The organism is Endozoicomonas sp. ALB032 (genome assembly GCF_049310125.1).
Lineage (GTDB): Bacteria > Pseudomonadota > Gammaproteobacteria > Pseudomonadales > Endozoicomonadaceae > Endozoicomonas_A.
In genome coordinates, this window is sequence record NZ_JBLYNW010000001.1 from 6599528 (window position 1) to 6611468 (window position 11941).

Below are 11941 nucleotides of genomic sequence, written 5' to 3' on the forward strand. Positions count from 1 at the left end.
AGCGCCTGTTCATGAAAAAACAAATGCCCCGCAATCAAGCCTCTCCTTCTGAGCCCACAGACCTCTGAGGTATTGGAATGACGAATGCTCGCCCCAGGGCATTAAGCCTTGCAGTAGCTATTGTAATCAGCTCTTCGATCATTGCCACACAGACACTGGCCGATCGGAAGCTGCGGACAAAATCTATCAATATTCTGGTCAATGGACATATGGAGTTTACCCATAGTGAAGCCATGGTTCGGCCAACTTTAGACCCTGACCAGCAGCCAATACCCAAATCCTGTACAACCACCTACATTGCCCTGGCTGCAGACAAGGAGAACCAGGTCCTTCCTGCTGTAAGCTTTACACAAGTTCTTTCTTTTGTTGATGGCGTCATGTCCATTGTTGATCTGTTTGAAACAGACGAGAATGACGTGGCTCAGAAATACACCAAAGTACTGAAGGTAGGTGATGAGGGAGTCTTCAGGTTCACCCATAACCTTGAAGGAAAGGAACTGGTCATTGAAGTCAGGGCCGGAATGACCGATCAGGATTCCGTTGAGGCGGTTCGTGCTGGATTTCCCTGGCCACTTCACGGAGCCCAATCTTTAGAGCCCTTAACGAAAATCGCCAACCCCTTTCGACTCAATGATTTGCTGAATACTGTCTATGACAGAACAGGAAATCTCGGCACCAGCGATCACTATGTTGCCCTTGCCACCATTGAAGTAGAAAAAGTTGCAGTGAACGGGCGCACCTTCATGCGTCATATCGCTTCGAAAGATCAGCCCCCTGAACTGCGGCGCCTGGGTCAATCACTCTTTGTCAATGACGATGTTCTCCTGGCAGCTGCCACCTCTGCCTATATCCAGGTTCATGTCCTGGGAGAGGAGTTACAACAGCAGGCTCTTAATAAACTGTTAGCACACAGCAAACCCGTCGGCTACGTTGTACATGTCGTGGATGACAAGCAGGTTTATCCTGTGCCTGCGGGTTATCCAAAGCTGGAAGTCGCAGAAGTTCCGGGGAAGATGATTGTTTTCCATGGACAGAAGCTGGACCCCCATGAAATCGTTTATGTAGAAAACCTCTATGAGCTATGGAATGAAGTTGAGGGTCATACCCACGCCGCCGCATTGGTAACACAGGTTAAAAAATATAAGGCCAAAAGCTACCGGTACGCCATTCGAAGCATGCAGATGGCAATACTGGAGGAGTTTGTTGCGCGACACGGTGCTGAGCTGCCGACGACGCTCACAAACGAAGACAAACCGGCAATGCATGCGCTTGTTTACTACGAATATCTCCAGCAGGCATTAGCCAGTGCGACTCCCGATTATACGATTTTTGCCAGTGAATTTGAATTCACACTGGAACACATAAGAGTCGCTTCGTCGGTCATCACCTCACCCTGGGTGCATACTCAACTGGTAAAACACTTCGGTTTCAAACCTGTACTCAGAAACCTTCTGATTAACCCTCATTTTGCTAGGAATATTCAGAATTCTGTACCCGTTATCAACGATATCAACCAGGTGCAGACCGGTTCTCGTGGAAACGACAAAAAGTTTGCTGCCAAAGTCATAAGAGATATGACCAGACAGCTGCTTGAAAAACTGGAGGAGCTACAGGCAGAAGAAGAGGAACTCGTCCAACTTCATAACAACTTACGGCGCACAACCCAGAGAGCGAATGTCAGTCAGAAGGAAAAACTGAGAGCACAGCGGCGCTATCGGGAAGTTGAGGAGGAGCTTGCAAGGGTTCAAATCGAGCTGGAAGATCTGGAAAATCAGGAACTGAAAATTCTGCAGCAAGTTCAACGAATCCCGGAGCTGGAAAAACAAGTTCGTAATATCAGGTCAGAAGCCACAAACGCAGTTAACACTCAAATGGCCGCAGAGCTTGGTATTGATAACTGGGATGATGCCCAGCCACCAGAAGAACAAGCCAGGCTCATCAGAAAGAAAATTCATGAAATCAAACAATGGATGGCAGCAGGAAGATCCAGTCAGGAAACTCTGACTGCAGAACTGGCCGTCATTGAAGGCCAGTTCGGTATTACCCCGGTGGATGAAAACGATCCGGATACCCGCTATCAGACCATTCAACAGCATATGCAACAAATGCCAGACCCTTCTGATGACGCAGTCTGCCTGAAACTGGCGCGCATTGAAAGTCAGCTCAATCTGGCACCAGATAACGAAGCTGATCTGGTAGCACGTCGCCAGGCCATTCTTGATCGGTTACAACGGCATCTTCTGGCCACCAGCACAGTGGCTGCAATAAAAAGCCAATATAAAACCTTTGCCGTACATTTAAATGTTGAGGATTTTGATGTCGATGCAGATATTGACTTTCAGCAAAAATGCTTGCTCCAAAGAATTAAGACAATGGCTGTCCAAGAACAATTTCTGCTTCAAAAACTTAAGACAATGGAGAGTTACGAAGACATCATGTACGAGAATCATGAGTCTTTGGCTGAGAAAACTCAGAAATTGAGCAATCAACAATATTTGGAGAATTCTTACACCAGGGCCAGAAAAGATGCTCTGGCAGCGGTACTTGGTAAAGAGCTGAGTCCAGACAACACACCAGAAAGCCGTGACCTTCTGGAATCAACAGTCAATGCCAAGCTCTTCGAGCTTGTAGAGCTGAAAAAAGAACTGGATGACATCAGAAACCCCGCCCCCCCCAAAGCCATGCCTGAAGTACTTGAGAAACTCAAAACCGTGGAAAGAGCCCTGAAGATGGATCTCTTCTCTGTAGAGGACGATGCCTATCTCCGACGCCGGGCGATTTCTGATGTTATGCAGACCCACATCAAAGAAGCCAGACAAAGGTCGGAGGAAGAGGCCCTGAAGATACTGGAAACCTTCGAAGAATTATTCAACATCAAAATCAATGAAGGTGATGACAAAACTGCAAGATTAGACCTGGTTCGTATAAAACTTGCTGGCGATGCGATTTCGGAATACATGCTGGATCAGATGGATAAAGTCCTTTGGGAAGATGGCAGCACAGCTTCGGAGAAGATGGTGGCCAGGGTCAGACTCGACAATATTCGTGAGCGTCTTACCTTTAAAGTCGAAGAGTCGGATAAGCGAGCCGAAGTAAAACAGGCATTTTATCTAATGACTATAGAAGAAGAGCTAAAAATCGACCCTTATAAAAGCTTTACTGCTATGGAAAAAGGCATGGCTTTAACGGCTAAGCTGGCCGATGATCTGGGGGTAGAATTTGAAAAGGATCTCAGCCTGTTTCAGCGCAGGCGTGATCTATGTATCAAAACTTTTGTACTGATGGATAAGGTAAACGAAAACTATGAAGATGAAAGTGTCAAAAGACTCAGAAACAATGAACTGGCTCATCAACTCAACATCGAAGACTTTAAAGTTCATGCCTCTGTTGAGGAACAGAACAGTCTGATTACAGAAAAACTCTTACAGCTTAATGAAGCTGCTTTCAGAGGGGGTCGGCCTGATGTTAATGAGCGTATCTCATTCATTGAGAATGAGCTTGACAGGCAAATAGCGCGCCTGGGACCTAAACCCCGATACGTTCTCGAGCGTGAGCTGGCCATCGCGAAACGAGTATTAGAAGAAGCTGAACGTAAGCTGACGGTACGGGAACAGGCCTGTCTGGAAGGTGAGATTAGAACCAGGGAATCAGACATTGAGAAAATGAAGGAAGTCCTGAGTAATGCCGGGAAAGCCGTCGAAAATAATCCTGGTCCCTTCCAGTGCACGCCGAAACAGGCAGAAGTTCGGGACGCTATCCAGACATTCGCGCAGCAGCACGCTCTCAATAAACAAGCTCTGGAAGCCGCATTTGCTCTGGCAGAATCAGCAGTAAAAAGCGGTAACACAATACCCAGTCTTACAAGTTTCGATTTTGACAACGAATTTGCACCGATTCGCATGCAGGCACTGGTGGGTGACGAACTGACGTTTGCCCAGGCCAGTCGACTTGTGGAACTCTTCAAGCGCCTGAAAACGAGTTCTCTGACGGCCCTGGAAGAAGTTCAGATTCTGGTGCACAGAGCCAGAAACGAGATAAAAACCGGAGCACAAGAATACGACGACGAAATTTACAGCATGGGTAAAACAGCCCTTCACTTCGTCGAGCATGAACCAAAGGACCAGAAAGGCTTCTCGGAATATTTCGCTGCCCATTCTGCCAGTGGCAACAAGATCATAGCTCTGCTGCGTGAAGGTCTGATCAGTAAGGTTGAACTTGAGAACTACATGAAAGCCGTCAGAGGGGTCGACGGTTATCAGACAGTGGATGAATTTGAGCACTTCCTTGATTATAAACACGGCATCAGGGTGCCTGAGTTCAAAAGGGTTGTACAAATGCTGTCCGACAAGGGTGTTGAGGAGTTCATGCAGGCTGTCTTGACTCCTGAGACCCTGACTGCCAATGGTCCGACAGGTATGAAAGAGTCGGTTGCTGGCATGAAAGAGTATGCAGTTGCTGTTATCGCCAATTATGTGCTTGACGATATTGCCTTTGACAATGGCCGTAGAACAGCAGCATTCCTGGCCAACGTTCAGGATACCCTGACACCTTATGCCAATGCTGTTGGAATATCTGAATCAGAACTGATCAAGGCTATCCATGACACATTGATGCAGGCCCATGCCGCAGCGGTTGAGCAGCAGCTAAAGGATTACTGGGTCAAACCTTCAGCCTTTCTGGTACAGGCTGTCACCTGGTACTACTCCAGCTACAAACCGCTTCTGGTAGATCGTAGCGCCTGGCAGGCTGCCGGGCTGTCCCTGTCAAACATGTCGTTTCTTTATCTTCTGGACCTGACCAACAGGGGCGATTATTTGCACAGAATGCTCACACCTTTCCAGCACTGGTTGCAAGGCTACGGTGCTGATCTTGACCGAACCAGCCAATATGCCTACCACAGCAGAATTGAACAAATCTCTGAATTGGGCGGACTGGCCATGCCACTGGGCAAGGCCGCTTCTGCAGTCATTCTGCTGAGAACCGGCTCTATGTTGTTTGCCAGACAGCACAACGCCAACCCTCAAATGTATCGCAGCATTTTCCGTCTGGTGCCGGAAATAGTGAAATCCATGGGTTCCCGACAAGGGATTCAGGTACCGCTGCTGCACAGGGTGACACCACAAACAGTGAAAACGCTGGCCTCCGCCGCAGCCGGTCTGGTGCTGGGTCCGGTAACCACTGCCGGTGCATACGTCCATAGCCTTTTATCAGGGTTTACCTATACCCAAACATTCGCATTCGCGCTGGCGTCGAGTCTTACTTTCGACTTCTTTATGAACGACAACAAGATGCTCACTCAATGGCTGGGTGGACCTTTGGGTCGCAGTCTGGACAAAATTAATCGCTGGATAGGCATGGGCGAAACAGACGATGAATATGGGAAACGTACCGCTGTTGCTTCGCCTCAACGCTTCACTGAAACCGATGAAGACTATGCAAACCGTGTTAAAGCAAGCAACAGTACGCACGGCTGGACCCGACACGAAAATTACCTGCAGTTCCGTGAACGCCGGGATCGCACCATGAAGCTATTCGAGAATAGCTGGGAGAAATACTTCAGGGAAAATGTGCCTGAATGGTCATTTTCCCATGCAGAAAGCATTCCTTACTCCTACACTCTGGGAGCCTTCTACAAGTGGCGACAGGGTTATGATCAGATAGTTCCTGTTCATGATAACAGAGGTATCTCTCAACCAAGCTTTCTGACTGTAGACTCAGGCGCTCAGTCTGAAACTGAGCAGAAGTGAGATTACTTGGCTGAAGTGCCTTCATGATGGAGGGTGTTGCAAAACTCTGGTTCCCATGCTTTCAGGCCCTGTGGGTCCCTTTACTCTCCAAGGGAAAAAACCAGTAAAGTCAGTCTGGTTGCACATCGTCGCGAAGTTACAGTGAACTCTTTACACAACTATATTCCAGAATTTATTGATGAGTTCTATCAAAAAGCGATGGGTAAGGAAAAAACAGACAGAAACTTTATTATCAAAGTCTATGTTTCTGGTGAGTATCTTGACTAACACGTTTCCCTGGAGCGTGGTGGTTTTGATTTTCAAAAGGAAAAGAAAGACAGTGACTTAGACTTTGGGATTGCCCAGTCAGAGATTGAAGTGTCTGCCGCTGAACTGGCGATTAGCGCAGTGAGCAATGATGTCCAGGCTCGGAGAGAGAAAAAAACCCAGCGGATCAAAAACTATGTAGAAGAACAAGCACCCTGGCATCGAAGCTTGATGGGAGAAAAATAAGGACATCCATAAAATTCGACTAATCGACGAGTTCAGCTACGATCTTTCTTCCTGTCCCTGAGTTTTTCAAACAGGAGGAGTTATGACCCGAGCTCAAAGCTGCCTGATAGATCAACGGCTCGTCGCTTTAATGACACTGTGTGGCATGGTGTGTTCGCAGGGCTCATCTATGTGGTGAAGTTAATCTGACTGGCAAAAAATACGAGCATCGTCGTCAGTGGGTAGTAGACAAGTTGAGGGAGCTAATCTCTGTCTTTTCAATTGAAGTCTGTGCCTATGCCGTTATGTCGAACTACTGCCAAGTTGTATTGCATATCAACCAGCAACCTGCCCAGGAGTGAACGCGTGATGAAGTCCTTGAACGCTGGACATGCTTGTTCACAGGCCCGCTTCATGTTCAGAGTTAACTTGCTGCTGACCAGCTGAGTCATGGGGTCACGGTTTATGGGCTGTATTTTATTTTTTATATGGATGTCCTGTTTTACTTGGATGTCCTGTTTCACTCTTCTTGGATGTCCTGTTTCACTCTTTCATGATAGGGGTGGTGAAAGGCGGTTATATGGATGTCCTGTTTCACTTCTTCCAACACCCATAAGTTATTACCAGCGTCGATGTAAAGAAACTCGGCCTTTTTTATCCCTTCACCAACGCCAATGGCTCCCTGAGCGTTCTCAATACGGTAACAACGGTCATCCTCAAAATGGAACGACAAACCGGATTCTGTAAACTCCAAGATCAGGCTACCCCTATTTCCTGCTCAAACAGTCGGATGGATTCGTTGATGATTTCGTTATCCGGCATACCCTCATTCAGAGAGGTTTGCTGCCACTGCCCATCGTTGCAAATCATGACCGGGATGTCCATCTCTTCCCGCTGCGCCATGATGTAAAGCTTTTTCACCACAAAATAGGAGTGGCTGGCGATGAAAAACTGTACGCCCAGTCTGGCAAGGGCATCAATAATATTAAACAGCTTGGTAATGGCTGTCGGGTGCAATGCTGACTCAGGTTCGTCGATAAAGATTATGGAATTTTCTGTGAGGAATCCGTTGCGGATTAAAGTATCCAGAATACCAATCTTCTTCACGCCTTCAGCCGTGGCATTGATGGAGTAGCGAGCTTTTTTATGCTTGTAAAACCATTCACTGCGCTGGCGATCATACTCGATACGATCGCCATCAAACATTGACTCAAGCTGCTGGCTGGTTTGAGAGAGGGCTGAATTGGATTTGTCGGCGGGCATCTGTTTCTGCAAGGCGACAACCAGATCAGAGTAGGTGCTATCAAAGCCGAACACCCGATCCTGATAGGCCAACTGGAAAATAATTTTATCCAGCGACAGCACTTCCTTGGGAGGCAAAAAAATTGAATTGGCACTGCGACGCTCTGAAATTTCTACATCGGCGGCAGGTCTTTCAGGGTTACGGAGGCTGAAAGTTTTTTGCTTTTCCCTTTGGTGACAATATCCCCAAGTTTATCCGGTTGAAACGTCCAGTAGAGCTTTTCACTCAATACCTCGGATGCTGAGCGGCGATCATCGCCCCGTCCGGTTTCTTCCAGAGTGCGCACGGCGGCGTAGAGCGCCTTCATCAGCCAGGTTTTGCCAGAGCTGTTAGGCCCGATAATCAGGTTGATCTGACCAAGGTTTTCTGCGGTGCCCTTTTCCAGCGGCCCGAGGTTATTAAACTCAAACGCCTGTATCATTTTGTTATCCACTTTTTGCGGCGGCAGAGGCAATGGCTCCTGAGACTGAGGTAGACTACCACCTCTACAGGAACGCTTCCTGCATTGAGCATATCACTTTCTGGTGGGTTTGCCTTGGTTGGGGTGGTGTCGGGTGGTGTCAGTTTTTCAGGGGAGGTATGGGTTAATGGTGATGACTCTGTGCCTGATGCTCTATGCTGCTATCCAGCACAGAATCAGGCAGGAACTGAAAAAGCAAAGTCGTGTATTTCCAGACCAGAAAAAAAAGCCCTGCCAGAACCCAACAGCAAGATGGGTATTTTTCTGTTTCCAGGGGCTTAGTGTATTAACGGTCAATAATCAGGAGGAACATGTGATTGGCTTGAAGGAAAGGCAGTGGACGATCGTTCAAATTTTGGGCATTTTTTACGAGTCCATGTATTCCTGATAGGGGTGGTGAAAGGCGGTTATATGGATGTCCTGTTTCACTTCTGATGTTGAAGTACAGAACCAGCAATGTTCAAAAGGCCGGTATGACTGTCAGAATTAAGAATTGAGTATTTTAATGAGCAGTAATATCAAACTGCCTTTCACCACACCGATTGATATTTGCCTAAAATCTGTTGTCAAAGAAATAAACAGACATTCAGGTACACCAACATGTCTCAAGCTCAATACCAGTCTAAGAACCTCAACCACCTTGGCTTGGTTGCCGCTATGTGTCGGGAGTTAAAGATAGCCGAATACATTGATGCCCGTATCACAAATGACTCCGATGTTCGTAATGTCACTATTGGACAAGCTGTAGTTGCAATGATCATCAATGGCTTGGGCTTTACGGGGCAAACTCTATACATGCTCCCTGAGTTTTTTGAGGATAAGCCGATTGACCGCCTTATCGGGGAAGGTATACAGGCTGAACACTTGAACGATAAGGTACTTGGTCGGGCTCTCGACAGTTTGTACGACGCTGGTGTTAGCGACTTGTATCTCAATCTGGCCGTCAAGGTCGTCAATCATCTGAAACTTCCTTGCAAGGCATTAAATCTGGATGGCACCAGCTTTCATATGGATGGAGTCTATAACAGTCATGACAATCCAGACGACTTGAACTGTATTCATATCTGCCAAGGTTACAGCCGTGACCACCGGCCTGACCTGAACCAGGTAGTCTTACAGTTAATGACTGAAAACCAGGCGGGCATCCCTGTGTTTATGGCCCCTGCCAGCGGTAATGTAAACGACAAAACCTGTTTTCAGGAAATTATCAAAAATCATCTGTCATGTTTTAAGGCTGCTTTGAATAGCCGCTATCTGGTTGCTGATGCTGCCATGTATGTTGCAGAAACCCTTCAGTCGCTTGATGAGCAAAAGCAGCTGTTTATCTCCCGGGTACCCCTGAACATCAAGGAGGCAAAGGAGCTGGTCTGCAAAGCGCCAACCATGTCGCTGGAGCCTGTTGAAGGCTATGAAGATTATTACTCAGCTGAAGTGCCTTCCTGCTACGGAGGGGTTCAACAACGATGGTTCCTGTTTCTCAACAAAAAGCGCGGGCTTAGTGAACGGAAAACACTGACCCGAAAGATGCAAAAACAGTCATTGAAAGAGGCCCGTGATCTGGAGAAGCTGAGCAAAAAGGCCTTTTTGTGCCGGGACGATGCATTGAAGGCTTTTGCCTTGTGGCAGAAACAATCGAAACTTTGCCAAAGCGAAACAGAGCCTGAGGTTATCTGTAAACCCTGCTATTCGGGCAAAGGAAGACCATCGCCGGATAGCAAGCCTGATCACTTCGAGTACTTTGTGCAGGCTGAATGCTTTGTTTCCTGCGAGAAGAGGGAGCATGCAGAGGCCTCACTGGGTTGTTTTATCCTAAGCACCAATGAGCTGGATAAAAATAGTTTGAATGCCTCTGAGCTGTTGTCTATCTATAAGTCGCAACAAAAAGTTGAAGGCGGCTTTCGGTTCCTGAAGAGCCCGGACTTTCTGGTCTCTTCGCTCTATTTGAAGAAAGCGGAACGTATTGAAGCCCTGTTAATGGTGATGACTCTGTGCCTGATGGTCTATGCTGCTATCCAGCACAGAATCAGGCAGGAACTGAAAAAGCAAAGTCGTGTATTTCCAGACCAGAAAAAAAAGCCCTGCCAGAACCCAACAGCAAGATGGGTATTTTTCTGTTTTCAGGGGCTTAGTGTATTAACGGTCAATAATCAGGAGGAACATGTGGTTGGTTTGAAGGAAAGGCAGTGGACGATCATTCAAATTTTGGGCATTTTTTACGAGTCCATGTATTCCTGATAGGGGTGGTGAAAGGCGGATCAAAGGCTCATGTCAAACTTGTTACGGGGCTCGTCGCCATCAAGAAGAAGCTTAGCCATGGACTTGATCTCGTTCTGGATGTAATCCCAATACTCCGGATTGTCGAGTGTTCTCTGCTTTATGCTTTCAGGAACAAAGCGACTTATCTCAGTATTGAAATTAATGCGTACCTCATCGTCTTTTAATATTTTGGTTACTTGGTTGCTGAGCATTTCCATGAAGTCTTTCCTGTTTTTTTCTCTTGCTTCCAGTTTTTTATTGACTAGCTCTGCAGAGACATCAATTCCTTTTTGTTTTATCCAAACGATATCCCAGACATCACGAGGTTTTATGTGTCTGGCCCGATAGGCCAGAGCAATAAACTTGTCCGCCAACGTCTCTTCGAGAGACTGGACCGGTACCAGCAGGCCTTCGGTGGGCGTCACAATATTGTAGTGATTGATCAGGGGTCTTTTTTTCGCGTCAAACGAGGGAATGGCGCAGATGTCTATGTGCATTTTCTGCCTTGGCAGATCAGGCCGGTTGGCCTCCTTCTCTATGCTGATTTTCCACGACGACGTGTCGCCCTGCTCATCTTGGTCAGGCTTGTTGACCCAAACGTTGGTCTCGTACTTGTTCTGGATGAATTGTTGGATTTCGGTTTCCAGCCCGTCAAAGTCGGAGGGCTTGAAGTCAAGCCCTCCATTAAAGTCCAGATCTTCCGACAAACGGGAGCTGTTATGGCACATCCTGAGTGATGTGCCCCCTATGAAGGTGAGTGACTGCATAGCCCCTTGCTTAACCAGCACGTGCACAATGTCGTGATGAAGAATTTCCTTCTCGATCACTGGCGTGATGGCTGCATATTCCGGATTTGCTTCCACGATTCTTTTTAGTTGTTCCTTTAGCACATTAGCTCTCCAGCATATGGGTATTTCTTTTGCAGTTCTTTAGGTCTTTGATGGCTTGCGAGGATTGTGCTCTGTACATGCCAACAGATTCATCAAAATACAGGTTTGGTGCAATATTTCTGATAGTTTTTTTTGAGTGAGTGAATTCAATGACGCCATAGGGTGTTGAGAAGGTGCCGCTGCGGCCTTTCGTCACAATCGTCAGCCTTCCCATGGGTATTTGAGAGATGTCCCCAGTATGACTAAGTTGACTCTCAAGGCTTATGTAGCTTATGACATTGGCGCGAAGTTTTTTCGCTATCTTATAGATCGCAGTCGTTGGGTCTGGAGGCGTCAACGTGCTCTCAAACACGCCTTTGGCGACCCTGCGTATCAAGCCTTTTTTTGCACAAACAGTGAGAAACTTGGTGAACGCGGGAGTGAGTCTCTCGCCAACCATGTAGGCTAACTCTGCCGCTGTGTTGATACCACCTCCCGCTTTGGTTGACTCTGATAGTGCGGCAACCAGTCTATCTTTCTTGGTCATAAAGGTCTACACATTGTTACCTATAGTGTAATTTATTGTAGACCTACATTTGATTTTGTCAAAGTAAAAAAGTAAAAATAAGGACATCCATAAAGTAAATAAAAATAAGAAGAATAAAGGAAAAAATAAGGACATCCACAAAAAATAAGGACATCCAAAAAATAAGGACATCCAAAAGGAAAAAAATAAGGACATCCATAAAATTCGACTAATCGACGAGTTCAACTACGATCTTTCTTCCTGTCCCTGAGTTTTTCAAACACGAGTAGTTATGACCCAGGCTCGAAG

At 46.9% G+C, this 11941-nt stretch carries 8 protein-coding genes and 1 pseudogene; 4 read left to right on the top strand and 5 right to left on the bottom strand.

The window, feature by feature from the left end:
* The first annotated feature begins 77 nt into the window (after positions 1-77).
* Entirely contained in the window at positions 78-5747 is a 5670-nt protein-coding gene (locus ACO6VG_RS24100; RefSeq protein WP_422476017.1) for a hypothetical protein, read from the top strand.
* A 33-nt stretch (positions 5748-5780) separates the two neighbouring features.
* The gene (locus tag ACO6VG_RS24105) at positions 5781-6014 is read left to right on the top strand and encodes a hypothetical protein (protein ID WP_422476019.1); all 234 of its coding nucleotides are present in this window, start codon (positions 5781-5783) and stop codon (positions 6012-6014) included.
* 724 nt (positions 6015-6738) lie between these two features.
* Here the strand turns inward: ACO6VG_RS24105 and ACO6VG_RS24110 are convergent.
* From ACO6VG_RS24110 to ACO6VG_RS24120, 3 genes are read right to left on the bottom strand one after another with little or no spacing between them, the layout of a single operon-like run.
* A complete protein-coding gene (locus tag ACO6VG_RS24110; protein WP_422476021.1) occupies positions 6739-6972 on the bottom strand; it encodes a hypothetical protein in 234 nt (77 codons plus the stop codon).
* A 2-nt stretch (positions 6973-6974) separates the two neighbouring features.
* The gene (locus ACO6VG_RS24115; RefSeq protein WP_422476023.1) at positions 6975-7598 is read right to left on the bottom strand and encodes an AAA family ATPase; all 624 of its coding nucleotides are present in this window, start codon (positions 7596-7598) and stop codon (positions 6975-6977) included.
* Positions 7599-7633: 35 nt separating this feature from the next.
* Complete coding sequence (locus ACO6VG_RS24120; RefSeq protein ID WP_422476025.1) at positions 7634-7942, bottom strand: hypothetical protein; 309 nt, start codon at positions 7940-7942, stop codon at positions 7634-7636.
* A gap of 163 nt (positions 7943-8105) precedes the next feature.
* Between ACO6VG_RS24120 and ACO6VG_RS24125 the strand changes: the two are divergent.
* Positions 8106-8369: pseudogene (locus tag ACO6VG_RS24125) on the top strand (IS1634 family transposase); the annotation flags it as partial.
* A 212-nt stretch (positions 8370-8581) separates the two neighbouring features.
* Positions 8582-10216: an IS1634 family transposase gene (locus ACO6VG_RS24130; protein ID WP_422476027.1), complete on the top strand. Its 1635-nt coding sequence runs from the start codon at positions 8582-8584 to the stop codon at positions 10214-10216.
* A gap of 20 nt (positions 10217-10236) precedes the next feature.
* Here the strand turns inward: ACO6VG_RS24130 and ACO6VG_RS24135 are convergent, their stop codons facing one another.
* Together ACO6VG_RS24135 and abiEi are read right to left on the bottom strand one after the other, a co-directional pair.
* Entirely contained in the window at positions 10237-11127 is an 891-nt protein-coding gene (locus ACO6VG_RS24135) for a nucleotidyl transferase AbiEii/AbiGii toxin family protein (protein ID WP_422413905.1), read from the bottom strand.
* A 1-nt stretch (position 11128) separates the two neighbouring features.
* The gene (gene abiEi, locus ACO6VG_RS24140) at positions 11129-11653 is read right to left on the bottom strand and encodes a type IV toxin-antitoxin system AbiEi family antitoxin (protein ID WP_422134649.1); all 525 of its coding nucleotides are present in this window, start codon (positions 11651-11653) and stop codon (positions 11129-11131) included.
* Positions 11654-11941: the final 288 nt, after the last annotated feature.

Coding starts and splice junctions, on each gene's coding strand:
- ACO6VG_RS24130 (WP_422476027.1), top strand. CDS start 8,582: ATGTCTCAAGCTCAATACCAGTCTAAGAACCTCAACCACCTTGGCTTG.
- ACO6VG_RS24120 (WP_422476025.1), bottom strand. CDS start 7,942: ATGATACAGGCGTTTGAGTTTAATAACCTCGGGCCGCTGGAAAAGGGC.
- abiEi (WP_422134649.1), bottom strand. CDS start 11,653: ATGACCAAGAAAGATAGACTGGTTGCCGCACTATCAGAGTCAACCAAA.
- ACO6VG_RS24100 (WP_422476017.1), top strand. CDS start 78: ATGACGAATGCTCGCCCCAGGGCATTAAGCCTTGCAGTAGCTATTGTA.